Raw genomic sequence first — 23,789 nt, 5'->3', positions numbered from 1 at the left:
CCAGTTTGCCAGCATCTCGGTCGCCGATTGTCGCGCACCTGCGCTGCTGCGGCCGGATCGCCGTGACATTCTATTTCCAGTGACAAAGATCCACGCCGCAAAAGAACGACAGCAATACTCGTGCCCAAAAATGCAACCACGAAGGACGAATGGCCGGGGCCCCGCTGGGGCTTGCAGGCCCAAAATGGGAAGAGACGGGCCAGAAATGTGCGTTTTGTTTTGAGCCGGGCTGGGAAAGCGCGCATGCCCTATAGCGCATTACGCGGCGCGCTTCGGTCACAGTAGGAGAGGATCAGTTCGTTCAGTTGGGTGATGCTCGCGGGTTTAACCAGGTGGTGATCGAAACCCGCCTGCTTCGCGCGTTGGAGATGCTCTTCTCCAGCATACCCACTATGCGCAATGAGCATGGTATCCGCGAAACCGGATATCGCGCGCAGTCGGCGAGCGACCTCGTAGCCGTCCATGTCCGGCAATCCGATATCGAGCAGCACTATGCCAGGATGGAAATCCTTCGCACGCAGCAAGGCAGATGGACCGTCCCCCGCGATCTCGACCTTGTGTCCCTGCAGCCCGAGCAGCATTGCGGTGCTTTCGGCCGCATCGGTGTTGTCGTCCACAATGAGGATCCGTTGAGGGGGCACCGGAATCGCAGGGGTCGATAGGGCGGCTGCCGGGGGCTGGCTCAGCCTGCTGTCTGTTGCTGTAAGAGCTGGAAGCTGGACAACGAACGTGCTGCCGCGCCCCGGTCCTTCGCTTGATGCTCGCACGATTCCATGATGCAGGCCGACCAGCCGATGCACCAGTGCGAGCCCCAGGCCCAGCCCCGCGGACTTGCGGTCAAGCGAGCGTTCCGCCTGTACAAAGATGGTGAAGATCGTTGGCAGAAAATCCGCCGCCATGCCGATGCCGTTGTCCTCAAACGTTAGTGTTGCCTGAGCGTCGTCACGGGTGAGCGAGACTGAAATTTTACCGCCGGGCGACGTGTATTTGATCGCGTTGCCGAGCAGGTTGACGACAATCTGTTCGAGCCGCATCGCGTCTCCTTCGACCACCACGGCCTCAGCCGGCAGCGCAAGCATGAAATCGTGCTCGCGGGCGTCGATCTCCGCACGCATGGTGGCAGCCCCGTGCCGCACGATCTGCACGAGATCGATCGGCTCGACCTTGAGCTTGATGATGCCGCGTGTAATGCGCGACACGTCCAGCAGGTCGTCAACCAGGCCGATTTCGTGTTTCAACTGCCGCTTTGCCGCGTTTCGCGCACTTAGTTCAGTGGCAGCATCGACATCCTTCCGTTCCCATATCTCCAGACCGTTACTGATCGCCGCAAGCGGGTTGCGCAATTCGTGCGCGAGCATCGCGAGGAACTCGTCTTTCTGATGGTCGGCCGCTTCCAGTCGTTCGACTAACAGGTGATGCTGCGTAATGTCTTCAATGGTCAGCACGATCAGTTCGTGCACTCGTCCGACCACGCGGGCGGCGTTCAGCCGCATCGTGCGTGAGCCAATATCCTCAAAGACGTGCGTGATCAGGAAGTCGCGAACGACCGCTGTCTGCGGCAGAATCTTTTCGAGCAACTGGCGCAGGGGCGGAATATTCCACTGCTGGTTTCCCAGCGAATAAAGCATCGTACCGATCGTGCTCTCGGATGTCGTTTGAAAGGTCTGGTAGAACGCGCGGTTGGCCCGCGTCACACGCAGGTCTGGCTCCAGGACAAGCAGCGGTTCCGACATCGTGTCGATAATCGCGTCCGAGTAATCGCGCGCCCGGACCACGTCCCCGTGAAGGTTCTTGAGTTCGTGATTGCGGTAGCGCAACTCGTCGTTGGTGGTGGACAGTTCCTCGTTCAGCGACTGAAGTTCTTCCTTGGCGGTCTCAAGTTCTTCATTGGTACTCTGGAATTCCTCGTTACTCGATGCAGCTCTTCTTCGCTTGACTTGAGCTCTTCGCGCGCACTCTCATGTTCCTCGAGCATCGTTCGAAGCTGCGTTCTCATGGCACCCACCTCGGCGGTCAGTCGGGCGATTTCTTCGTCTTTTGGATCCTTGCCCTGCGCGGCAACCTTGCGCCCCAGACGCTGGCGTAGCGTCTGCAACATGAGGGCCTTCAACGTTTCGTCTTTTTGCACCGGCAACGCGTCCGGACTTTGCGGCAAGCCCTCAAAAAAAATCAGGAACCAGCGGCCTTCCATTGCAGCGGTCTGAACCGGATGCACTTCAAGACTTGCAGTCACCGGGCCACCAGTATTACCGGTTTGGAGGTCGGCCTTGCGAACAGCAACTCCCTCCTGACGCGCCCGCCTGATCGCGTCGTTAAGGGCAGGAAACACCTCCGGTCTGGCGAGTCGCTGGAGGTTCGTGCTCGGGGGACCGCTCGGGTTGACCAGATAGGCAGAGGTGTCGCCCCGAAATTCGATGATGTTCAGATCATCATCGCACAGCACGGACGGCGGGACATACCGGGCAAGCGAGACGCGATCAACTTCGGCGCGAAGCAATGATGCGTCGTCCGGCACTGAATCGCCGCCCGACACGCTCCGGGAACGGACGGCGGTTGAAGGGACTAACGTTGACGCGAGATGCATCTCGGCAGGTGGTCCCATGCGGGGTTTTTTGCTGTACAGCTTGCTGCGCTTGTTCTCGATAACGCCAAAGAGCTAGGAAAAGGCGCCGACCGTCTCGGAGGGGCCTAGCATCAGCACGCCATCCGGTTTAAGCGCGTAGTGAAAGAGTGGCATGACGCTGCGCTGCGCCGACGCGCTCAGATAGATCAGCAGGTTACGGCAACTGACCAGATTCATCCGTGAAAACGGTGGATCGCTCACCACGTCGTGGCGCGCAAACGTACAGAGGTCCCTTACGGCCTTGTCAACGCAGTAGTGCTCGCCGTCACGCACGAAAAACCTCTCCAGACGCTCGGGCGACACGTTTCGCGCGATGTTCTCGATGTACCGGCCGGCGCGGGCCGTTTCCAGTGCTTCCGGACTGACATCCGTGCCGAAGATCTGGACCGATGGGGTTTTCGCGTGGTCGCCGAGGTATTCAAGCAGGCATATGGCAATCGAATAGACTTCCTCGCCAGTCGCACATCCTGGCACCCAGATGCGTAACGTCGTTACAGTCTCGTCAGCCATGAGGCGGGGGAAAACGCTCTGGGTCAACACCTCAAACGTTTCGGGATCACGAAAGAATTCGGTGACATGGATGAGCAGATCCCGCCCCAATGCGAGCGTCTCTGCAGGCTCGGATTCGAGCACGGTAACGTATTGTGCAATCGAGGTCAGTTGCCGCAATGCCATGCGGCGCGACAGCCTGCGCTGGATCGTGCCGTGTTTGTAGCGGGTGAAATCGATGTTGCAGGCATTCTGCAGAAGTCGGAAGATGGGGCGCAGGCTGGATTCGGCCGGTTCGACCGACTCACGTTTTACACCGGGCACCAGCCCGATTGCCGCATGCGGCATGCTGTTAAAGAGCGCCGACGCGTCCTGGGCGAACGTGAAGCCTCCTTCAGCCTGCACAGCCTGAAGACCTAACGCGCCATCAGAACCGCTACCGGACAGAATCACGCCAATGGCGTTCGGCCCCTGGTCGCTGGCAAGCGATTCGAGCAGATCGTCAATCGGCATCGGTGGTCCGAGCGACTCGTCGCGCGGTTGCAAACGGATCCGGCGGTCGACCACGAACATCCGTTTGTTCGCGGGAATGGTGTACAGATGGTCTACTTCAATCACCATGCCGTCGACGGCTTCCTGGACTGGCACGGCGATGCGCTTGGCCAGAATCTCCGCGAGGAGACTCTGCCGGGAGGGGTCGAGATGCTGCGCCACGAGAAAGGCCATCCCGCTCACGGCAGGGAATTCGGACATCATTTCCGAAATCGCCTCAAGTCCGCCTGCGGACGCGCCAATACCGACGAGTGGAAAAATTGGCGGGGCCGTTCCGGTAGCCGTCGTTGCGGGATTGGTCACATTGTCTCCAGAGCGGCGAAGTCGCGGGGTCGACCGCCTGCGTGTCGACGCAGCACGACGCCGCAATCGGGGCTTTCGACCCACATGTTGCAAGAATGCGTCTTCGTAACCCAGGAGCGCACGTGACGCATGCCACCTTATACGTTCTCGTGACCGGCTACGCCCTGACTATTAACCTCGCCTAACGTGCCAGGGGGCAAGCCACGATTCCGTTCCTGTTGTTCAATCCATGCCAGAAGCGCCTGCTTGATGATCCAGCCTCGCGATCGATCCAGACGTGAGGCAAGCTGATCAACCTTTTGCGCCAGCGGCAAAGGGACGTGGGCGGTAAGGACACGGGTGGTCGATTCGGTCATGTCGCTGCCTCTCTCTTTGCATTTACGTCCGTAAGACTCCGTCAGAGTCGCCCCGGTTAATTTTCTGTATCGCTGCGGCGCAGCGAGCCCACTGTAAGGTTATTCTAATCGAAGTGATTAACCGGCCCGCCAATGTGAGGTCACACGCCCCTAAAATTCACGCGATGCCGGGCTAAAGTTCGCGCAGGTCAAAAGGAACGTCCAGTTTCGAACCTGATGGCCATCGGGCACTTTTTTTGCGTTATCGGATTATCCGGAGGGTACCGTGAAAAAACGCGACATTATTGTAGTGGCGGCTTCGACGGGGGGGCCTTCCGCGCTCAAGCGCCTTATATCAGCGTGGCCTGCCGATCTGCCTGCGGCCGTTTTCGTCGTGGTGCATATCGGCGCCCAGCCCAGCCTCCTTCCGCAGGTACTGCAAAACTCTTGCGCTTTACGCATCCAGCATGCCGTCCATGAACAGGAATTTCAGGATTCTGTTGTTTATATTGCCCCGCCGGACCGTCACCTGATAATTCAGGACGGTAAGACGCTTCTGACGTCTGGTCCCAAGGAGAATTTCACTCGTCCGGCGGCTGACCCTTTATTTCGATCCGCTGCGATTAACTACGGTGATCGCGTGATCGGGATTATCCTGACCGGTCACCTCGATGATGGCGCGGCTGGACTTAAGGCAATCGATGCATGTGGCGGATTCATTGCGGTGCAGGATCCGGCAGAATCTGCTGCGCCCAGCATGCCTGAAAATGCGCTGCGCGCGGTTAAGGCGGACGTCGTTGGTTCGGTCGCTGAACTCGCCTCTGGGGTAGCCAGACTGTTGGATCAACCTGTAGCAGCGAAACCTGGAGCGCCGAACGTTAAGCGCATCGCCGCGGTCGAAACGCAAATTGCATTGTCGGGGAAGGCCAGCGTCGACACGATTGAGTCGATCGGTACTCGCAGCCCATTGACTTGTCCTGAATGCGGCGGCGTTGTCTGGCGCATTGGTGAAAACGCACCCCTTCGCTATCGGTGTCATACCGGTCACGCCTTTTCAGCTCTCTCGCTCGAAGAAGTGCAGCGAGAACAAACCGAGAACGCTCTGTGGTCTGTTGTTCGGGGTCTTCAGGAGCGATTGTCGCTGGCAAAACAGCAGGCGGCAAACATAGACGATCCTTCGGAACAGGCAGAAAACAGCGCGCGAATCGAAAGACTTGCAGGTGCCGAAGACGCCGCGTACGACTTGCTGCTCAAAACGGTGCGCGACACGTAATCCCAGCCTGGTCCCGAATAGACTTTTTTACACACCGTTCGGCCGCGCTGTCATTTGTCAGAATGAGACTACTGGCCGCTGCTAGACAGCCTGGGTTGTGCCTCAACCGGACGTCGGGCGGCGCTCAGAACGGCACTCAGATTAGAGTCCCTTTCGTCATTCCATGACGTCGTTTCGTCGAGCTGCCAGATCCCTGTCTGACAGATATGTCGGTGCGTACAAAAAATCCGATTCTTGACGGTACCCCAGATCGCCAGACCGTCGTTGCAACGGGCGCCACCCGGCGGACGAGCAATTGTGTCGATGGCTGGTGCTTGTTATCGACCGTCGGTCGCCAAGCAACAGAGGATAAGGCGGGAACTGATTGCCAATACGCTTTGCATCCGACGATGCGGGTGACGGCAGCGATCACGGATTGGCTGGATGCCGGACCGATCCGCGAGAGGGGTGAATATATCGAAGTGCTGGATTGGAGTGAGATTGAAAGGCGCGTATTCGATTGCTATGGCGTCGTGAAGCGGGAATTCGACCGGTTGCTTTTACCTCCTTGGACGATGGGCTTCTAGCGGCAGGGAGAGTGAACCATTCCGGGGGCCGGCGTCACTGACCGACTTTTCGACTGTCAGACGGCCTTGCCTTTCCTGCGGGCGCGCAGTAGCGTAGAAATGCTCACCCCCGATCGCTCGGCGGCCTCTTGGTAGGTCGTGCCCTGCCTGATCAGGGACAAGCCCTTGTTCACCAGGTGCGGTGTCGCGTTGGGCCGGCCGAGACGCTTGCCCTTGGCGCGCGCATTGGCCAGGCCCGAGCGGACACGTTCCCGAATAAGCTCCCTTTCGAATTCCGCGACCGTCGGGAGCAAATGCGCCTGCATCCGGCCATTGGCGTGCTCATGTCGATCTGGCCCGGTACCACGAAGGCCACTCCGAGCGCTTCCAGTTCCGCCATTGTCAGGATCAGAACCTGCACGCTGTGCCCCCAGCGGTCCAGGGCCTGGACCAGGATCATATCGACGGCACGGGTGCGCGCCAGTTGCATGATCTCTTCGCGCAGCGGCCTCTTGTGCGACGCGCCGCTGGCGGTTTCCTGCATCTCTCGCACGATCTTCCAGCCGCGGGCTTTCGCGTAGTTGCACAATTCCCGGCGTTGCCGGTCGGTGGATTGGTCCGGGGTGGACACGCGGGTATAGACGGCTACACGCATGGTCAAAAACCCCTCCCATTCTGGTGCCCAGCCCCCAGTCCTGGCGGGCCTTGCAGGGCATCGTTTTTGACGGTCAAAATCAGGTGATTCTGACGGTCATTTACTAAGCTTAGGTGACAATGACAAATGCAACCAGCGCCGCGGTTTACCGGCTCCACGTATGGATTCGCCAGATCAGCCCGATGATCTGGCGCCGGTTGCTGGTACGCAGCGACAGCACGATCGCCGACCTGCATTACGCACTGCAGATCGCGTTCGGCTGGAGCGACGCGCATTTGAATCTGTTTCAGATTCATGGCCAGGACTATGGCGTGTACCACGACGGCGGCACGAGCTTCTCGACTGATCCGGACCAGGTTCGACTGTGCGATTTCAAATTCCGTATCAACGAACGCTTCCGCTACGAGTACGACTTCGGCGACGGCTGGCAACACGAAGTGCGCGTTGAAGCGCGCCTGGCGCAGGACGAAAAACGCACCTACCCGTACTGCATTGGCGGGAAGCGGCGGGCGCCACCGGAAGGCTGCGGTGGCGTTCTGGCCTTCATGGCACGACGGGATGCGGTCCCATCGCACCTTGAAGATTTACTCGAGGCCATCCAGGCCGACCTGGATGGGAACGACATCGAGGCCGTCCGGGATCGAAGCGAGGATATCGCAGCGTTACGTGAATGGCTGACGCTGGATGAGTTTGACCGGCGCGGGGTCAACCGCCGGCTCAAGCAGTACGCGATCCACGATGAGTCCTGGATGTGGCAATAGACAGGAGCCGACAATGAAAATCCGAATACAGGTAGTCGTTGAAGCTGAAAACGGCGAACCGGAGAAGGTCGACGAAATCGCGCGGCTGGAGCGCGGTGCGCTGCGGCCGGAGAGCCTTGGCCTGACACTCGCGGAGGCGAAAGTGTTGCTACACGGCATGCAGCAGGCGGTAGTCACCGGGCAGATCGTGGAATACCTCGAGAAATTCAAGACCTGTCCGGACTGCGGCGCGCACCGGACCCGGAAAGGGCAACATCCCCTTGTTTATCGAACCCTGTTCGGGAAACTTAACCTGGTCAGCCCGCGTCTTTACGACTGCCCCTGCCAGAATCATGGCCGCCATAGTTCAAGCCCCCTGGCCGAGCTGCTGAGCACGCATTGCGCGCCGGAACTACTGTATCTGGAAACCAGGTTCGCTTCGCTGATGTCCTATGGGCTGAGCGTTGAGTTGCTGACGGAAGTCCTGCCGATCGCCGAAGAGATCAGCTCCACGTCCGTGCGGCGCCACCTGCAACGCGTTGCCGAACGGATCGAGGGTGAGCTGGGCGAGGAACAGTTCCAGTTCATTGAAGGTTGTCCCAGCGATTGGGCGAAACAACCGCCGCCGGGGCCACCGTTGACGGTCGGCCTGGACGGCGGCTATGTGCATGCTTCGGACCAGAAGTCGAAAGCCGAAGGCTGGTTCGAGGTCATTGCCGGCAAGAGTGTCCAGACCGAGGGTGGCGCCAAGGTGTTTGCATTCGTCAACAAGTACGACACCAAGCCCAAGCGGCGGCTTTACGAGGTGCTGAAATCGCAGGGTCTGCAAATGAATCAGCAAGTCGTCTTTCTGTCGGATGGCGGCGACACCGTGCGTGATCTGCAGCACTATCTCAGCCCGGAAGCCGAACATCTGCTCGACTGGTTCCACATCAGCATGCGCCTGACCGTCATGAGGCAGATGATCAAGGGGATGACGGCGGAACTGAAGCCCGGCGACAAATACCCGGAAACTGCAACGCCGCTGGCCGATCTGGTACGGGAATTCCGCATCTATATCGGTGCCAACCAGGCGTTCATTCCGAACTACGGCGACCGCTACCGGCATGATGAGACGATTTCCACGGCGTTTGTCGAGTCGACCGTGAACTACGTGGTCAGCAAGCGCTTTGTGAAAAAACAGCAGATGCGTTGGACCCAGCGCGGCGCGCATCTGCTGCTGCAAATCCGCGTGCAGGTCCTCAACGACGATCTGCGGAAAACCTTCGCTCGCTGGTTTCCGGGAATGAGAGCGGAAGAACCAGCGGCGCTAAAGGAGGCAGCATGAAAACGCCGGCCCCCGGAATGGTTCACTCCCGACGCGTTTGGCCAGGTCGATGGCAATGGTCGTGGGTTCCATCAGCTTTCTCCTTAACGGGATGTCCCAACGGAAACGATACTCGGGCTCGACGTCATCGCCAGGGCTGCTGCGACGTCTGGGCGACCGCTAAGGCGGGATGCGACCATTCCATCTAAATAGCTGCCGCTACGACATCTTGAAATGGCTATGACAGTGTTGCAGTTAGTTAAAACATGACTTGGGCAATCTTTAGCGATCTCTCATACGCACATTTTGTGCTATTATTGTGCATATATTGTGCATGGAGTATCGCTGATGAAACCGGATTCCGCTCACGCCGGCGCAACAACGGGCGCCAGCTTTGACCAGTTCATGGCTTCATTGCGCGATCCCGACAACCCGGCGCCGATCCTGTCAGCGCGCCGTTTCGGCGAGGTGCTGCACATCGATCTGCAGACGCTCGCCGAGCAGGCGCACGTGCATCGGAATACGCTCAGCCGCCAGCCCGGCTCGGAAAGCGTTCAACGGTTCCTGCGCGATGCGCTCAGGGTGATCCGGGCCGCCACGGACATTTCGGGCGATGTCGGTCAGGCCTTGTTCTGGTACAGAAATGAGCCGCTGCCGGTGTTTGATTACCAGACGGCCGAACAGCTGGTATCCGATGGTCGGACTGACGATCTGCTTCGATACGTGTCCTCGCTCGAGGCCGGCGCAGCGGGATGATCCTCATCACCCTGTCCGGTCTCACAGCGTACCGGATGCACGTACCGAAGTGGGCTGTGGCGCCGACCAGCGGTGCCGGCGCAGGCCGGCACGGCGGTCGGGTTAATCGCATCGGACTGAACGCCCTCTATCTCGCCCTGGACGTGCAAACTGCGGTATCGGAGTATCAGCAGATTTCCCCATTGATGCCGCCCGGCACGCTCGTCAGTTACCAGGTCACTGCAGATCCGGTTGTCGATTTCACAGGTGGCTATCAGAGCGGCGTCTGGTCGCCTCTATGGGAAGAATTCTATTGCGACTGGCGCGCTGCTGGTTTAACCAGCGCATCGAACCGCCAAGCTGGATCCTCGCTGATGAAGCCGTCGCCGCTGGCGCAAAAGGCATCCTCTTCCGATCACTCCTGTCAGCCGAAGGAGTGAACCTGGTCATGTACGTCGACGACCTAGCTCCCACGGACCGCCTTGACGTTCATGACCCGCAACGTTCGCTTCCCCGGGATCAGTCGTCGTGGACATAGGGCGTAGCTGCCCCCCAAACACACCTGGTCGGCTGCGGTCTAGCCATCCGGACTTGAGGCAGCCGTGATCACCGGACGACAAAATCGCCGGCGCCCAGTCGTACCACTGCATCCTGGCGCGCCAGCCACTTCCTTCGTGCGACGGCAACGATTCGCTCCCGACCATCATCAAATGTCCGAAGAGTACGCGCTGCGTCGGCATCTGTGGGGAGCCAGAAATATTCTTCCAGCGCAGTCCGGTCGATCACACCTTCGATCTGGCGGCCACCCGCCGACAGCGTAAAAGTCACCGAACGACCATCGTGCGAGACGGCGACCGCGTGATCCAGAACGTCCATGAAACACTCCGTGAAAAACCGTGCATCGCTCTTCTATTTGTACGAAGCGGCTGAATTTAATTTACCAGAACATGCCAATAACGTCGACCTCAAATGACTGCCCTCTCTACTCCAACAGACAGCGACATCCCCGCCTAACTCGATCGGTGAGCCTTTACGGGAACGCGAGGGTCGCAGAGCGAATACGACGCTCATGATTCCAGATAAATATAGGAATCCCATAAAATGTTGCTTCTTGGCACCTGCGACGAGGTGTTGGGCGACAGAATGAACGGCGAATGTTAGCGTTTATCGAAGCCTGTGAGAGGTTTTGCAAGGAAACGGCAGCCGGAACCGTTGCGTCGCTGGCCTAACCGTTTCCGTTGCATGAAATCCCGCTGCGAGCCCTGATCTGTCGTTGGTGGACACCAGAAAAACGCAACACTTAAAAAGATACCGCTGACGTCGCTACTAAAGTTTATTTCAGATTGCGTAGGATACCTATGCAATGACGCCTTCACGCAGCATTGCCTGAATTTTCTGCGCTTTCGGCCTGTTGCACACTCTCGTAGATTTCGCGGAGGCTTGCGCGATGGAACGCTTTCTTCCGGCGCGGAAACATTCGACGTCAAGGGCACGCAGGATCGCTCATCTTGCGCCACCAGTTTTAGCGGAACGCACGTAGAGGTACCAGAATGTGCGTCGTGCTCAGGAGCAGTCAGAAAGCCATTGATTTAAAGAAATATTAATTTGGGGCCTCAAGGCAAAGCCGCACCGGGCTGAGATCGTCTTAACCGGGTATTTGCATGTAGATCAAGGGAACCCCAGAAATCTTTCATACACGAAACGCTCAAGCAATTAAGCATCCGCTGGCGACAGGATGTCGCACTGGGCACGCGGATAAACCATTTATAGTGCACTGCACAAGCCCGTGCGATCGGTAGGTGGGATCTGACGGTCGTGTTATAGTGCACCGCACAAACCTCGTCCGATCGGCAAGTGCGATCTGACGACCGCGTCCGGCGTTGCCGGGTTGCGGACAGACATGCTGCTGAAGGTGATTCGACACGCCTGTCAGCTTCGCCCAGTTTCTGTCTACACCATCAAAATGAGGTCCTTGTGAAATACCTTCCCCGCATCGCCGCGTCTGGAGCACTCCTGGTCGTCGCTCTCGGTATCGTCACCTTCGTCCAGATCAAGTTCGCGCCGCAATCCGCAGACAACAACCCGGTCGCACGGATCGTCCTGAACGTCGAGTCGCAACTGAACGGCTGAGCGACTCCACCGCTGTATGTAGCCCGCGCCCCGCAGGCAAAGAAAAACCCTCCAGGCTCCGAAGAGAACTGGCGGGTTTGAGCTACTGATTTCGGATTCACATACCAGGCGATGGTAATGGAGTTGACGCCTGCTCAGGCTCCTCCAGCGACCAGTCAGCCTCCATGTCCACGGCATCCAACACCTTGGGCAGGTCACCAATCGTCAATTCGAGACACTTCATCGTGGCCTCGTGAGACAGGCAACCCTCCCCTTCGACGTTTCGATCATCAGAAACTTGAAGAGCGTGTCGCCACACTGATCCAGCGCACGCCAGCCCTCCCCGCCTTGCGCAAATTGTCACCGCGCAACCTGAAGGCACGGCCGAATCCAGAATTTGTGCAACAGCCTCCTGCACAAATTGAAACCTCTTCGGCTCGGGCAATCGCGTCATGCCGTCGTCAAGCCCCGCAAAGTCGCGATACAGCGGTACGTCATAGAGCGCTTCTTCCATCGCCGGGTCTGACAGACCAAACCACTGCTGCATAAAGTGAATCTGCAGCATCGTGGCAATCGGAAATGGCGGCCGTCCCGTTTTACCCTTCGGATAGTGCGGCTCAATCAGGGCAATCAGCTGCGACCACGGCACCACGCGCCTCATCTCTTCGAGAAATTCCCGCTTGCGCGTGCGTTTCGTTGACAGATCCAGACCAAGGCCAAGTTGTGCCATCACCCACCCCTTAAATTCTCCTGCTCCCAGGATAGTCCACGCTCACGTCAATGCCAGGACTTTTGCAGACTTTCCCTAACCGCGCGAACCCGGTAGCGCTGTGGGAACCACCAACCGAGATAAAGGATGACCCCGGGCAAGAATCCCGCCTCCGCCGCGCCCAGCAAGAACCTGAAAAGATAGAACGAAGACGGCGACGTTGTCAGCGCCATCATCGCAGACACAATCCCCCAGGTCAGCATGATCCGGGAAATCCAGTGCCGCGCACCAACCTTCTGCAACAGCAAGTTACTTGGCACCTCAAACAGAAAATAAGCAATAAAGAAGATGCTTGCACCCAGACCGTACTGTGTACTGGTGAACCCGAGCTCTTTGTTCATGTGCAGTGCGGCGAATGCCACGTTGACGCGGTCGAGATATGCTGACAGATAAGAAAGGAAAAGCAGAGGAACGATGCGCCACCAGATCTTACTCATGAGCCGCTTTTCGTCTGTAACAGCAACTACACTTCGACCCGACTTCACATCGAGATTCTCATCTCTGGCCATAAATTTTCCTTTTTATGTTTCAAGCACACAACGACGCAATCTCACGGCCGATCGCCTCGCTACTGATAAAGGGCACATCGCAATTGGAGAGATATATGAAGGAAACCTTCGGCCCGGTCATCCGCAAGATGACGCACTTGAAGCCATCCATTCTTCCCCCATGGGAAATGTATGGCGCCCCCGAAACGTTTCCAAATTCCATGCCGCATCCGTACATCAGATCATCCGGGCGTGGCACTGCAGGAAAGGACAACATCCCTTTGATGACACCGCCTGGCGGAAGGGCATCGTTCCAGAAGTTCCTTTCCCATTTGACCAGATCGTCTGCGCAAGTCAGCAGACCGACATCGCCGACAACATCGAAATTCTTGAATTTCGAAAGGTACTTTCCTGGTTTCCGCAGGTCGGGCACGTATGCGGTCGCTCGCCTCTGAACGACGCGAGACCGCGCCGTCTCGAAGAAGGAGCATTTCATGCCTAGAGGCCCGAAGATATAGTCATCCGCTACCGACGCGAAATCCTTGCCCGTAATACGCTCGATAACGTCCGCGAGGATTATGTAGTTCGAGTTGCTGTAAGCAAATTCCCGGCAGGGACGCGACTGCAGCCCGCTTCTTTCTGCGATTGCCTGTCTCGCACGCGCCATGCCGAAATAGCTTTTCCCACCAGCGAAGCCTTTCGCCACGTCACCATGCGCGTCAAGTATCTCGACATTCTTCGAAACGTAGTCGGCAACGCCGGCGGTATGCCGCACCAGATCCACGATGCGAAGCTCGTAGGGGAAGTCACGGCAGTAGTCCAGAATAGAGCGCGCGTCGTCCTCTAGCCTGAGCCACCCCTCGTCGATAAGCCTCAGGATGAGGCATGCTGTGAACTGCTTCGTCTCCGAGCCAATGTGAAAGATCGTATCTTTTGCAACTGGCGCGTCCCACTCGAGATTCGCGTATCCGAACGTCCGCTCCAGTTCAACCTCTCCTTCCCGAATAACGGCGCAAACATATCCCGGCGTTTTCTCGCCAGGAAAACGCCTTTCGATAGCGTCGAGGAATCCATGTATTTTCTTCATGTCAATGTATCTATCTGCCTCCACATCGACAGGAGCCGCTAAGCGGCACCTGTCTTTAACCTCCAGGCATAGCAAAATCTCGTCAGGCCTGGTCCCCGAGTCAGCCTCTATGAGATCTTCCGGAAACGGGTAATCGTGTTGGGCATCATGTCCGCGATGTAAATGTCACCTCTGTGATCAGTACAGACGCCATGACCGATCGCACCGAACGTTCGACAACGCCCCAATAACTCCCCTTCAGGCGAGTAGGCCGAAATCCGGGGGGTCAGGTCGGTTACATAGACGATTCCTGACGCAGCCTGGCAAATCTCGGTCGGATGATGCGCGCGGCAAAAAGTCCCAAGCCTTGCCCCATCCAGCGAGAACCTCTCCACCCGGTTGTTTTCGCGGTCAGCAACGAGGATCGAGTTATCGTGAGTCACCCAGATCGAATGAGGATTTGAAAACTGCCCGTCTTCGTCGCCGGAGCCCCCCCAAGTCTTGAGATGCTCTCCAGAAGGGGCGAACTTGTGAATGTGGGAATTTCCATAACCATCCGAAACGAAAATATGACCATCGGCGCTGACACCGACATCCGTTGGATGATTGAATGGTTCCCCGTAGGTGGGGTAGTCTTGCCGGCCGATGGTAAGTACGTGCTGGAGGCCGGAGTCGAACTTGTGAACGCAGTGCCGATCCGAATCAACGATGAACACCGAATCATCTCTGGCGATGAAAATACCGTGTCCATGCGATAGTACATCGCTGCTGAGTTGACGAACCAGTTTCCCGTCCGGGTCGAAAACCTGGATGACGGGATTTCCGCGGTTCACCAGGAAAAGGTTTCCATGACTGTCTACCGCAACCTGAGAAACAAATCCTTTCGGGGATGCTTCGGACCATTCAATCCAGTCTCGGTCAACCAAGTACCGCTCCCCTCCCAGGGTGACGTATCTGGCCATATTGTTTGCGTCGAGTAGGCTCATAATTTTTATCCCAGACGTTCAAGAGAGAAAGTGTCGGTTGACCGGAGAAAATGTGGACCTCCGAGCCTCGCTACCGGAGAAAGTTGCTCAAGGTCAAGCCGGAATGTCTCTGGATCCAGCATCGCCTCGTCAACATGGATCAGCTCCACGTTACCCACAACAATCCATCCTCCTCCTGGCCGGTCACTGATCTGATGTATATCCCGCACGGTACATTCGAAGGCAACCGGGCTCTCTTTCACACGAGGGGGGCTCACGCGCTCGGATCGAACGGGAGTGGCATTGCACAGTTCAAATTCCGAGTGCCCACGCGGCAACGCTGTCCCGCAAAGGTTGGCAGCTTCGACGTTCGCGGTGTTCACCATGTGAACGACGAACTCCGGCACCTGCTCGAGATTGAGCAACGTGTCGTTCTTAACACGGTCAGCCGGACCCACCTTCGGACAGAACATCACGGTCATCGGGACCGAACACACGCCCATGAAATAGGAGAAGGGCGCCAGATTGGTCGTTCCGTCGCGGCTTATAGTGCTGATCCACGAGATCGGCCGCGGCAGGATCGAACTCATCATGAAATTGTAGATTTGTCGCTCTGAAAGGCTGGACGGGTCAAGCGTCGACATGACTGCTCCGAGGGAAAAATTGCCGAATGATGGTCTTCAGATCAACGAAATTTGAAGCTTCTGACTGAGCGTCGGTCAGCGGGTGCCCAACGAGTTCCTCTACGAGGGAAGAAAGAGAGATGAGGGCGAACGAATCCAGAATGTCGCCGCCGATCAACTGCGACGTCTCCGTGATTCGCTCAGGTGCAATACCGGACTGGATCGATACCCAGTTCCGAAGCATGATGAATGCCTCGTCTGGCGAAATGGTTGCGTTATCCACGTGCTACGCCCCTGGCAATTCGCTCGACCCGGTACGCTTCTACCGTCGACGCGTAATTCTTGAAACTTCCCTTCAGCAGCCTACGCTGGATTTTTCCGGTATGCGTGCGCGGAATGATCTCGTGCCCGCAAAGGACGACCTTCGGTCGCAGTCGGAGAGGCATGCTCTCGACGGCCCTCTTAAGGTCTTCCATCACGCCTTCAGCGGCTTGCTCCTCGATCACCAGCCCCACTTCTTCGCCGTAAAGCGAATGTTCGAAGCCAAGTGCGACAAGGTTGTTGACTAGGCTCGGGACCTTGTCCACGATCGCTGCTTCAACGGCCATAGGGCTCACCTTTTCCCCTGATCGAACAATGACGTCCTTGATCCGGTCAGTGATAAAGAAAAATGCTTTTCCCTCCCGCCGGATCGCATATCCTTCGTCGCCCGAGCGCAGCCACCCATCCACGATCGCGTCCGCCGTTGCCTGCGTGTTATTGTGGTAGCCAAGCGTCAGGCTGGGGCCCCTGACCCAAAGCTCACCGATCTCGCCGTCCTGCGCCAGTGCCCCGTCTGGCAAACGAACCTCGACGCCGTCCAGACACGAACCGACACATGGCGTAGCTTCGCCGAACATCAAATGATCGCGCAGATCCTTCTGCACCGTCACCGGCAGACAGGTCGCGAAGTTGGTAAATTCGGAAAGACCCTAGGCGTGCGCGATACGGATACCAGAACGGGTCTCGAATGATTGAGCAAGATGCGTTGGTAATGGTGCGGCTGAAACGAAGATAAAGCGCAGCGTAGGCACATCAACTGCACGGACGGCGGTTCGCTCGAGAAGATGCAGTAGGTTTGGTACCATGCTCGTCAGCGTGACGTTGAGCGCCCGGATGATCTTCGGCCATGCGAGCGGGTCCATACGCTCGGCTACCAGTAAGTGACCTCCCGTCAGAAGGCATGTCATCATTCCAAATCCGACTGCGTGCGCATGATAGAACGGCATAATCGAAAGCTGTGTCGGCGCAGCAATGTCCAAAGCCTTGACCATGCTCCATGCATTGGCAAGGAGATTGCCGTGCATCTGAACGACCCCCTTTGGAAACGCAGTCGTACCCGATGTATACAGGGTAATCGCCGGAGAGGTTTTGCAAGGAACGAAATCCGACCGGCGACTCTTTCCGCCGAACTGCACGGTATCGATATCTTGTACGAAGCGGCAGCGACTAAAGTCCCGCTCAGCCGTGCGAGCCGTCACGTCGTCGGTCAGTACTCCAACCGCGGCAGAATCGGAGAGCACGAACTCAAGCTCTCGCGCCGAGTACGACGGGTTCAAGGGCACGACGACCGCACCTATCGACATTAAGGCGAGGTAGATAATCGGCACTTCGAGCCTGTTCTTCAGCAGCGTTGCGACCCGGTCGCCTGGCTTGATTTCGAGCTGAAGGAAGTAGGACGACCAGCATTCAATCGCGTCGAGATATTCTGCATAAGAGAGCCGGCTAGCCTCTTCGCTTCCCTTAATGAACGATATCGCTGGTGCCGTACCGGTTACAGAGGTCGAAATTTTTTCTAGTAACTGAGGAATGCTATCTATTGGTTGAATCGTTTCGAAAGAAAATAACACGTCGATCCTTTCATGGTTTACGTCAGGATGCCTTGCGCGCCCTGGCGAGTTGGTTAGAGAGAAGTTTCGTCGGACGGCTGCGGTCTCTCAGCGACCTGTTCCAGCAACGTCGCAAGTTCCGATGCGCAGCCCCAAGAGAGGGTGAATCCTGACCCGCCATGCCCGTAGTTGTGAAACAGTCTGGGCACGCTATCGTCCGCTCCGAGGCGCACTGTCGGTCTGCGTGGACGGAACCCGACGCTACATCGCTTAATACGTGCGTTGGCTATTTCCGGAGCCAGTCGCGCGCAACGGGCCATGATGTCATCAACAACAGACGGATCCACGTGCGTCCCGGTCTGAGCAGGTTCAGCTGTCCCACCGAGAATGCAGTCGGTGGCTCGTTCGATAACATATGTCGGACGGTATTGATTACTGTCGTCGATGAAGCAGCCCGAGAAATGAGCCGGCTTTTCGACCTCGATAACCACTCCACGGACGATGTCCATGGTCCTGTCGCGACACAACAACGACGCTCCAAAACCCGAGCAATTCACTGTCACGTCGTAGCCGGACATCTGAGGATTGCCCAAGTCCTGCACAAATTCCTTCTGGAATCGACCTCCGAGGTCAAGGAACATCTCGTTGAGATACGCCAAATATGTGGGAGTGTCCGCAACGAGAACCGGAACCTGGTATGCACATTGGTACGGTGCGTTCAGCTCCGTTGCCCCGATTCTGCGCGCATAGGGTAGCGCGGATCCCCACCACAACCGTTCAAGTTGTGTGGTAAAGAATTCGGTTAACGTCCGACGCATGATTCCGGACTTTGGGTCACAAACAAACTTGTCAAGTGACGAATAAGTTTCGGCCGCCCTGCGAAGGTAGGCTGCGTCTGGCTCCTGAAAAAACGGGTGCCAGATTGCTCCGGCGATTATGGAAGCGCTCACGGCCGGCATGTCGATCGCGCTAACAACGACAGTGTGCCCCCGTATCAATAGAGTGACTGCGGTTGTCAATCCACTCAGGCCCGCCCCAACCACAAGTATCTGCATTAGCTTTCCTCTGTCGAGAACACAGACGGATCTTTCAGGCCACTGCCCGTACCGAGCAGCACCACGTGCTCTCCCGATCTGACAACGTCCTCGGCTAACAGTCTGGTCAGGCCGTTGTACGTCGCGCCGGCTGAGGGCTCAAGGAATACTCCGTAATGCTTGGCCAATTGCCTCGTGGAATGAACGATTTCCCCCTCATCGAGCTCGACACATACCCCATCGAAATCGATGAGGGCTTTGATTGCCGAGACAAAGTCCTTTGGCTCGCGAACCGCAATACTGTCGGCGCACGTTTTTGGGGAGACTATCGGAACGGGTTGAAACAGGCCTGCATTGAGCCTTGCAGCCTGCAGTCCCAAGGAAATCGCATTCGAAGAACGCGCTTGCACGCAGGCTAATCTCGGAAGCCGTTTAACGAGGCCCAGTGCGCGAAGCTCGATGAATCCCTTCGCAACGGAACTCAGGATATTTCCGTCGCCGGTGGGAACGAAGATCCAGTCGGGAGATTGCCAACCCAGTTGCTCGGCAATCTCAAACGCAACCGTTTTCTTGCCTTCACGTGTAAACGGATTCGCCCCGGTGTTGCGGCAGTAGGCGCCGGTACGGGCCGCGAATTCAGAAGCCCGGTGGTACGCCATATCGTAATCACCGTCAACCGTCACTACTGTCGCGCCAAAGGCCTTGACTTGGGCCAGTTTGGCCGTGGGTGCATTTTGCGGCACGAATATCGTGGCATTCATTCGCTGGGACGCCGCGAGGCACGCGAGCGAAGCCGCTGCATTGCCCGTCGATGCCGTGACCACGTGATCGATTCCATTTTCCCGCGCCACCGCCAATACAAGTTCGCTCGCCCGGTCTTTCAATGAACCCGACGGGTTTCGCGACTCGTCCTTGACATAGAGGTGGATCCCGGACTGTATGCCAAAATCGTAAAGGGGTGTACCGCCAACCTGGAGCGGGCTTGCGTATTGCTTGTCGGCCGGAAGCAGCCGGGCGTACTTCCACAGCGTCTCGCCGTGGAAGCGCTCGACTCCATCGTCGGACGCCATGCTCGAGAGCACGTCCACATCGAGGCGCGCAGACCTGCAACACCGGCAAGTTGAGGCCCATGCATTCGATGTCTGCGACTCAGCGCACACACCACAGCGGAAGGTGTACAGTCTTTTCATTCGAGCGCGCCAGGATTGAGCAGGTGCACCATCGCCGCATTCTGCGCATGCATCCGGTTGCTCGCTTGGGCAAATACCGCGGAACTCGCACCGTCAATGATCTCATCAGTGACCTCCTGGCCGCGATCCGCGGGCAAGCAATGCATGTAGATCGAATCGCTTGCTGTACGCAGTCGCTTGGAGTCGTCGTAAATCCAGTCCCGGTTCGCCTCAAATAGACTCGTCATTGCCACCTCCTCGACTGTGTCGCCGTATTGTTCTGGAAGGTGCTTCAGGCTGCACCATGACTTCGCATAAACGATGTCCGCGCCTTCAATCGCCTCGTCGAAGCTATGGGTGATTCGAAGAGAGCCACCTGACAGTTGTGCCTTGGATTCAGCCAACTTCACTATTTCCTCGTCGAGCTCGAAGCCTTCAGGATATGCAAGCACGATGTCCAGAGCGCAGTTTGCTGAAGCCAACAAAACGCTCTGCGGAACCGCTACCGGCTTATGCCAACTTCCCGAGTAGGCCCAACTGATCACGATCTTCTTTCTCTTCGCCCCGAACTTCTCACGGATCGTTATCATGTCGGCAAGTGCTTGGCAGGGGTGAAACTTGTCGCATTCCATGTTGATAATCGGGATGCTGGCCCACTGTGAAAACTCGACCATGGCCCGATGTGCTTCACCATAAACCCATCCGGCCGGTTCGCCATACATGCGGATGGCAATCGCGTCGCCGTACTCTGAAAGCACGCGCGCCACATCGGAAATTCGTTCTGTCGCGTAAGGAATCTCGCGACCGGGCAATGCGGGTGTATAGATACCAGCTTGGGGATCCAGTACAACTGGAATTCCACCGAGCTTCGCGAGCCCCGTCTGGAAGCTGCTACGTGTGCGCAGGGATTGATTGAAGAACAGAAAATAGATAGCGCGGCTTTTCAGCACTGCACCTTTGCTTTCCCAATCGGTATTCTTCAGGGCGAGCGCAGCTCCGATCAATTTCTGATATTCGTTCGGCGACATCACGGCTTCTGGGTTGATCCAGTTTCTCATATGACCTCCTGTTTAGCATTGACGTATTAAAGGCAGATCGGAACACCCAACTGTTCGAAGAGACGTCGAGTAGCGACGGATGCTGACAGTAGCGCTGCATGGCTCCTTATCGGATCTACCAGTGATCCGGTAACTTCCTCGATCTGCGAATCCGCGAGGCCAACGCTCGTGAGGTCTTCGCAAATATTTTTGAGGTCCGGAGTAAGAAAATTTTGCAATGCAATGGGCGCTACATACTCGACTACCTCTAACTCCCGACGACTTAAGCAGGGAATGAGGGACTTCGCCAGTCTTGAAAACGATGCGTGATGATAGGATTCGTCCCGCGCATGATCTGAAAGAATCGCCCGTACAGGACCGAACACCTTCTCGTCAGCTGCCTTTCGCAAGGTTCCGCTGATCAGCGTTTCTGTAACGATGGCGCAGGTAGTGGCAGCTAACCATGCGTCATCTCCAGAGAACCGGTTGACCTCACTAACCAAGTCGTTCAAGTCCTGGAAGGTCCGGCGTACCAGCTTGAATCCTGTGACTTCCTGGAGTTCATAGCCAAACTCCGACATCATGAGAACGTGGTATCCCTCGTCGGTGTAGATTTTCAGCAAATCTGCTTTCGACGCGCGCGGTAAGTCAAAGCCTGTAAGCAGTAGTGCCAATGCTCGGTTAACGATTTCAATCTCAACTCGCTCCGTTCGCAGGAGATAGTCGCTCAGCCGCCCCCAGCGCACCCGAGCGATCGCTTCTGGGCCTAGGTCAGCGACATGCCGGTGGTCAGCAAATTCGGTCAGGGAAGGACTGAACAGATGGCTCCTGCCTAGATCGAATCGCTCGTCAATGGACACCCGTTGCTTGCTTCTCACGACTGCGTGGCTGTCCCAACTATCTTCGCCGTCGTCCCTGTAAACTGACAGATAGTCAGCGAAATACATGCTACCGTTCTCTGTAACCATCATTGATTCCTGATCCTGCTGCGACAAATCGTCGTGGATGGTCCTTCGCTTCTGATCTAGAACTTCTGTAGCGGGGCTGCCTGAGCGAGGACAAACACGACTCCCTAAATGCGGGCGAGATCGAAAAAGAAATTTTCCACCGGAGCGAAGCTACTTTTCGACGCTGACAGGACGTGCTGGCCAAGCGCCAGGTCAAGAATCCCCATACCAAACGGCGAGAAGATAACCGTCCGATCCTGAGGAATCGAACAACCAGTACTGAGCATTTCGGGCAATGACGTTGTGACGAAATCTCGACTGCCAGTAGCAGTTTCCGTCAAATGGAGCGAGGTCTGAGCTTTCATACAATGCTCAATGTCGTCAACGATGTTATAGGACGACAGGATTACCTCAGGCGAGAGATCGCGCAGAGAAAGATGTAGAACGAGGGGATTATGCGAAAACCAGTCGACACTGCGCACATGTGGTGTCGCGGCAGTGGTCCCAAACAGCACAATTTCGCCGTAGCGGATAGCTTCTTCGAGACAATCCGAGACCAAAACGTCCGGGAGTCCGCAACGTTCGAGTCGTGCGACCGTTTCCGATGAATAGTCGTTGTTAAGGTCGTACACTCGCACGCCCTTTATCTCGATACTGCATGCACCCAAGAAATCAACGACATAGCGGCTGATCAATCCGGCTCCCACAATAGACAGCCTGATTGCCTGCGTGCCTCGCTGGCCTAAGATAAGCCGTGCCATGCTCGCGGCGCTGGCTGCCGTTCGCGCGGCGCTGATAATACTTGCTTCCATGCAAGCCGTCGGATATCCCGTCGCAGAATCATTCAAAATAAGCACCGCGGCCGCCCTCGGAATACCTAATGCCAGATTGCCGGGAAAGCTCGAGATCCATTTTATGCCCGTAATCGCAGTTGTCGATTCACCTTTAGCTTGGATGTGGGCCGGCAGCGCGATAATCCGATCGGAAGGTGCCTCAGGAAACTTTAGAAAGTAACTATCCGGATTGACCGTCGCGCGATCAAAATGGCGACGGTATGCATCTTCAATCACATCGATTACTTCGCGTCTGTTGTTGTAGACGACATGGCCAACTTGCTTTCCTGTGATTACCCGGAACTCCGGGCTGGCGCTGATCGCATAATTCATAGTTGATACTCCACTTCCTTTCTAACTTCTTTCACGCCGGCATTGAACCGTGCTTCCACCCAATCGTCGTTGTAGATGGTCGTTAGATACTTGTCTCCGAGGTCCGGAGAGATCGTGACGACCACGTCACCCTCGTCGATGTGTTGCTCGAAGTCGCATATTCCGGAGAGCACGGATCCTGTGGAGCCTCCAACCAACAATCCACCGCGCGCGATCTGCCGACACATCGCGACGGCTGCGGCCTCGTCAACATGATGGATATGATCCACGATCGATTCATCTACAATCTCTGGCCGTCGGCTTGTGCCAAGCCCCGGAATGTGTCGAGGCCCTGCGGCCCCCCCAAACGTCACTGATCCACTTGTGTCCACTGCGACAATCTTTGTTGCCGGACTGTGCTTCCTGAAGTAGCGGGCACACCCCATTAGAGTTCCAGTGGTGCCCGCGCCGACGAACAGCCAGTCCACTTTGGGAAAGCGATCCGATATCTCGCGGGCCGTGTAATTAAAATGCGCTTGCCAGTTACTCGGATTCGCATACTGGTTCACCCATACAAGCGACTGGTCGTCGGCGCACAGTTTGTTTATAAGCTTGATTCGCGTACCGAGGAAGCCGCCCATTTGATCCCGCTCAGTGACCACCCGCACCTCCGCTCCGAAGGCCCTCATCAGGTTGACACTCTGCGTGGAGGCGTTTGGATCTGTCACGCAAACAAACTTGTAACCTTTATTGGCACAAACTGCGCTGAGCGCAACCCCTAGGTTTCCGGAGCTTGATTCAATTACAGTGTTTCCGTCTTTGAGACGACCCGAATTCTCTAAATCTTCAATAAGCTGAATAGCGGGAACTACTTTGATGGATCCGCAAGGATTCAAGCCATCCAATTTGACGTGTACTGGAGCGCTCACAAGCCCTTCGATTATCGCGAACGCATCCCTTGCATAGGAAACGTATCCAGCATTTACACTGATCTTCATTCGCAGTCCTTATTT

24 protein-coding genes and 3 pseudogenes are annotated in these 23,789 nt (G+C 56.7%); 7 read left to right on the top strand and 20 right to left on the bottom strand.

The window, feature by feature from the left end; translation table 11 throughout:
- Window positions 1-248: 248 nt before the first annotated feature.
- The 4 genes from ACAX43_RS28360 to ACAX43_RS28345 form a co-directional block, all read right to left on the bottom strand.
- On the bottom strand, window positions 249-1,817 hold the full coding sequence (locus tag ACAX43_RS28360) for an ATP-binding protein (protein WP_370711678.1): 1,569 nt from the start codon (window positions 1,815-1,817) through the stop codon (window positions 249-251).
- A gap of 29 nt (window positions 1,818-1,846) precedes the next feature.
- Window positions 1,847-2,515 (bottom strand): hypothetical protein, encoded by a 669-nt coding sequence (locus ACAX43_RS28355; protein WP_370711677.1) that lies wholly within the window; start codon window positions 2,513-2,515, stop codon window positions 1,847-1,849.
- Window positions 2,516-2,656: 141 nt separating this feature from the next.
- Complete coding sequence (locus tag ACAX43_RS28350; protein ID WP_370711676.1) at window positions 2,657-3,967, bottom strand: CheR family methyltransferase; 1,311 nt, start codon at window positions 3,965-3,967, stop codon at window positions 2,657-2,659.
- A 137-nt stretch (window positions 3,968-4,104) separates the two neighbouring features.
- Window positions 4,105-4,323, bottom strand: coding sequence for a ribbon-helix-helix domain-containing protein (locus ACAX43_RS28345; protein WP_370711675.1), 219 nt, complete (start codon window positions 4,321-4,323; stop codon window positions 4,105-4,107).
- 265 nt (window positions 4,324-4,588) lie between these two features.
- On the opposite strand from ACAX43_RS28345, the gene ACAX43_RS28340 reads away from it, so the two are divergent.
- Together ACAX43_RS28340 and ACAX43_RS28335 are read left to right on the top strand one after the other, a co-directional pair.
- A complete protein-coding gene (locus ACAX43_RS28340; RefSeq protein WP_370711674.1) occupies window positions 4,589-5,575 on the top strand; it encodes a chemotaxis protein CheB in 987 nt (328 codons plus the stop codon).
- Between the two features lie 212 nt (window positions 5,576-5,787).
- Window positions 5,788-6,141, top strand: coding sequence for a hypothetical protein (locus ACAX43_RS28335; protein ID WP_370711673.1), 354 nt, complete (start codon window positions 5,788-5,790; stop codon window positions 6,139-6,141).
- 56 nt (window positions 6,142-6,197) lie between these two features.
- Here ACAX43_RS28335 and ACAX43_RS28330 read toward each other — a convergent pair.
- Window positions 6,198-6,775, bottom strand: a pseudogene (locus tag ACAX43_RS28330) (recombinase family protein).
- 119 nt (window positions 6,776-6,894) lie between these two features.
- On the opposite strand from ACAX43_RS28330, the gene ACAX43_RS28325 reads away from it, so the two are divergent.
- The 4 genes from ACAX43_RS28325 to ACAX43_RS28310 all read left to right on the top strand — a co-directional run bounded on the left by ACAX43_RS28325 (window position 6,895) and on the right by ACAX43_RS28310 (window position 9,996).
- The gene (locus ACAX43_RS28325) at window positions 6,895-7,536 is read left to right on the top strand and encodes a plasmid pRiA4b ORF-3 family protein (RefSeq protein WP_370711672.1); all 642 of its coding nucleotides are present in this window, start codon (window positions 6,895-6,897) and stop codon (window positions 7,534-7,536) included.
- Between the two features lie 13 nt (window positions 7,537-7,549).
- A complete protein-coding gene (locus ACAX43_RS28320) occupies window positions 7,550-8,842 on the top strand; it encodes an ISKra4 family transposase (protein WP_370711763.1) in 1,293 nt (430 codons plus the stop codon).
- A gap of 327 nt (window positions 8,843-9,169) precedes the next feature.
- Window positions 9,170-9,577, top strand: coding sequence for a DUF2384 domain-containing protein (locus ACAX43_RS28315; RefSeq protein ID WP_370711671.1), 408 nt, complete (start codon window positions 9,170-9,172; stop codon window positions 9,575-9,577).
- A complete protein-coding gene (locus ACAX43_RS28310) occupies window positions 9,574-9,996 on the top strand; it encodes an RES domain-containing protein (protein WP_370711670.1) in 423 nt (140 codons plus the stop codon). Before ACAX43_RS28315 ends, ACAX43_RS28310 begins: the two co-directional genes overlap by 4 nt.
- A 166-nt stretch (window positions 9,997-10,162) precedes the next feature.
- On the opposite strand, the gene ACAX43_RS28305 is transcribed toward ACAX43_RS28310, so the two are convergent.
- A complete protein-coding gene (locus ACAX43_RS28305; RefSeq protein ID WP_370711669.1) occupies window positions 10,163-10,432 on the bottom strand; it encodes a DUF1488 family protein in 270 nt (89 codons plus the stop codon).
- 1,098 nt (window positions 10,433-11,530) lie between these two features.
- Here ACAX43_RS28305 and ACAX43_RS28300 point away from each other — a divergent pair.
- Window positions 11,531-11,686, top strand: coding sequence for a hypothetical protein (locus ACAX43_RS28300; RefSeq protein ID WP_370711668.1), 156 nt, complete (start codon window positions 11,531-11,533; stop codon window positions 11,684-11,686).
- Between the two features lie 415 nt (window positions 11,687-12,101).
- Here ACAX43_RS28300 and ACAX43_RS28295 read toward each other — a convergent pair.
- The 14 genes and pseudogenes from ACAX43_RS28295 to sbnA all read right to left on the bottom strand — a co-directional run.
- Window positions 12,102-12,395: pseudogene (locus tag ACAX43_RS28295) on the bottom strand (transposase); the annotation flags it as partial.
- A gap of 77 nt (window positions 12,396-12,472) precedes the next feature.
- Window positions 12,473-12,943: pseudogene (locus tag ACAX43_RS28290) on the bottom strand (MFS transporter); the annotation flags it as partial.
- A gap of 19 nt (window positions 12,944-12,962) precedes the next feature.
- The gene (locus ACAX43_RS28285; protein WP_370711667.1) at window positions 12,963-14,009 is read right to left on the bottom strand and encodes a serine hydrolase domain-containing protein; all 1,047 of its coding nucleotides are present in this window, start codon (window positions 14,007-14,009) and stop codon (window positions 12,963-12,965) included.
- A 107-nt stretch (window positions 14,010-14,116) separates the two neighbouring features.
- Window positions 14,117-14,974, bottom strand: coding sequence for a hypothetical protein (locus ACAX43_RS28280; RefSeq protein ID WP_370711666.1), 858 nt, complete (start codon window positions 14,972-14,974; stop codon window positions 14,117-14,119).
- Window positions 14,975-14,979: 5 nt separating this feature from the next.
- Complete coding sequence (locus ACAX43_RS28275) at window positions 14,980-15,597, bottom strand: flavin reductase family protein (protein WP_370711665.1); 618 nt, start codon at window positions 15,595-15,597, stop codon at window positions 14,980-14,982.
- Complete coding sequence (locus ACAX43_RS28270; RefSeq protein ID WP_370711664.1) at window positions 15,584-15,859, bottom strand: hypothetical protein; 276 nt, start codon at window positions 15,857-15,859, stop codon at window positions 15,584-15,586. Before ACAX43_RS28270 ends, ACAX43_RS28275 begins: the two co-directional genes overlap by 14 nt.
- A complete protein-coding gene (locus tag ACAX43_RS28265) occupies window positions 15,852-16,502 on the bottom strand; it encodes a hypothetical protein (protein WP_370711663.1) in 651 nt (216 codons plus the stop codon). Before ACAX43_RS28265 ends, ACAX43_RS28270 begins: the two co-directional genes overlap by 8 nt.
- 45 nt (window positions 16,503-16,547) lie before the next feature.
- On the bottom strand, window positions 16,548-17,465 hold the full coding sequence (locus tag ACAX43_RS28260; RefSeq protein ID WP_370711662.1) for a class I adenylate-forming enzyme family protein: 918 nt from the start codon (window positions 17,463-17,465) through the stop codon (window positions 16,548-16,550).
- 53 nt (window positions 17,466-17,518) lie between these two features.
- Entirely contained in the window at window positions 17,519-18,499 is a 981-nt protein-coding gene (locus tag ACAX43_RS28255) for an FAD-dependent oxidoreductase (RefSeq protein WP_370711661.1), read from the bottom strand.
- Window positions 18,499-19,548, bottom strand: a complete 1,050-nt coding sequence (locus tag ACAX43_RS28250) for a pyridoxal-phosphate dependent enzyme (RefSeq protein WP_370711660.1) — start codon at window positions 19,546-19,548, stop codon at window positions 18,499-18,501. The genes ACAX43_RS28255 and ACAX43_RS28250 overlap by 1 nt, the downstream gene beginning before the upstream one ends.
- Before the next feature lie 116 nt (window positions 19,549-19,664).
- A complete protein-coding gene (locus tag ACAX43_RS28245) occupies window positions 19,665-20,705 on the bottom strand; it encodes an ornithine carbamoyltransferase (protein WP_370711659.1) in 1,041 nt (346 codons plus the stop codon).
- 26 nt (window positions 20,706-20,731) lie between these two features.
- On the bottom strand, window positions 20,732-21,655 hold the full coding sequence (locus ACAX43_RS28240) for a diiron oxygenase (protein WP_370711658.1): 924 nt from the start codon (window positions 21,653-21,655) through the stop codon (window positions 20,732-20,734).
- A 101-nt stretch (window positions 21,656-21,756) separates the two neighbouring features.
- Entirely contained in the window at window positions 21,757-22,797 is a 1,041-nt protein-coding gene (sbnB, locus tag ACAX43_RS28235; RefSeq protein WP_370711657.1) for a 2,3-diaminopropionate biosynthesis protein SbnB, read from the bottom strand.
- Window positions 22,794-23,774, bottom strand: coding sequence for a 2,3-diaminopropionate biosynthesis protein SbnA (sbnA, locus tag ACAX43_RS28230; protein WP_370711656.1), 981 nt, complete (start codon window positions 23,772-23,774; stop codon window positions 22,794-22,796). Before sbnA ends, sbnB begins: the two co-directional genes overlap by 4 nt.
- Window positions 23,775-23,789: the final 15 nt, after the last annotated feature.

Origin of the sequence: Paraburkholderia sp. IW21, assembly GCF_041321145.1 — a bacterium.
GTDB lineage: Bacteria > Pseudomonadota > Gammaproteobacteria > Burkholderiales > Burkholderiaceae > Paraburkholderia.
The sequence above is the reverse complement of the archived record's forward strand: the minus strand, read 5'-3'. Positions and strand labels throughout refer to the sequence as shown.

Coding starts and splice junctions, on each gene's coding strand:
- ACAX43_RS28325 (WP_370711672.1), top strand. CDS start 6,895: ATGACAAATGCAACCAGCGCCGCGGTTTACCGGCTCCACGTATGGATT.
- sbnB (WP_370711657.1), bottom strand. CDS start 22,797: ATGAATTATGCGATCAGCGCCAGCCCGGAGTTCCGGGTAATCACAGGA.
- ACAX43_RS28275 (WP_370711665.1), bottom strand. CDS start 15,597: ATGTCGACGCTTGACCCGTCCAGCCTTTCAGAGCGACAAATCTACAAT.
- ACAX43_RS28245 (WP_370711659.1), bottom strand. CDS start 20,705: ATGAGAAACTGGATCAACCCAGAAGCCGTGATGTCGCCGAACGAATAT.
- ACAX43_RS28305 (WP_370711669.1), bottom strand. CDS start 10,432: ATGGACGTTCTGGATCACGCGGTCGCCGTCTCGCACGATGGTCGTTCG.
- ACAX43_RS28310 (WP_370711670.1), top strand. CDS start 9,574: ATGATCCTCATCACCCTGTCCGGTCTCACAGCGTACCGGATGCACGTA.
- ACAX43_RS28315 (WP_370711671.1), top strand. CDS start 9,170: ATGAAACCGGATTCCGCTCACGCCGGCGCAACAACGGGCGCCAGCTTT.
- ACAX43_RS28250 (WP_370711660.1), bottom strand. CDS start 19,548: ATGGCGTCCGACGATGGAGTCGAGCGCTTCCACGGCGAGACGCTGTGG.
- ACAX43_RS28345 (WP_370711675.1), bottom strand. CDS start 4,323: ATGACCGAATCGACCACCCGTGTCCTTACCGCCCACGTCCCTTTGCCG.
- ACAX43_RS28255 (WP_370711661.1), bottom strand. CDS start 18,499: ATGCAGATACTTGTGGTTGGGGCGGGCCTGAGTGGATTGACAACCGCA.
- ACAX43_RS28320 (WP_370711763.1), top strand. CDS start 7,550: ATGAAAATCCGAATACAGGTAGTCGTTGAAGCTGAAAACGGCGAACCG.
- ACAX43_RS28285 (WP_370711667.1), bottom strand. CDS start 14,009: ATGAAGAAAATACATGGATTCCTCGACGCTATCGAAAGGCGTTTTCCT.
- ACAX43_RS28280 (WP_370711666.1), bottom strand. CDS start 14,974: ATGAGCCTACTCGACGCAAACAATATGGCCAGATACGTCACCCTGGGA.
- ACAX43_RS28240 (WP_370711658.1), bottom strand. CDS start 21,655: ATGATGGTTACAGAGAACGGTAGCATGTATTTCGCTGACTATCTGTCA.
- sbnA (WP_370711656.1), bottom strand. CDS start 23,774: ATGAAGATCAGTGTAAATGCTGGATACGTTTCCTATGCAAGGGATGCG.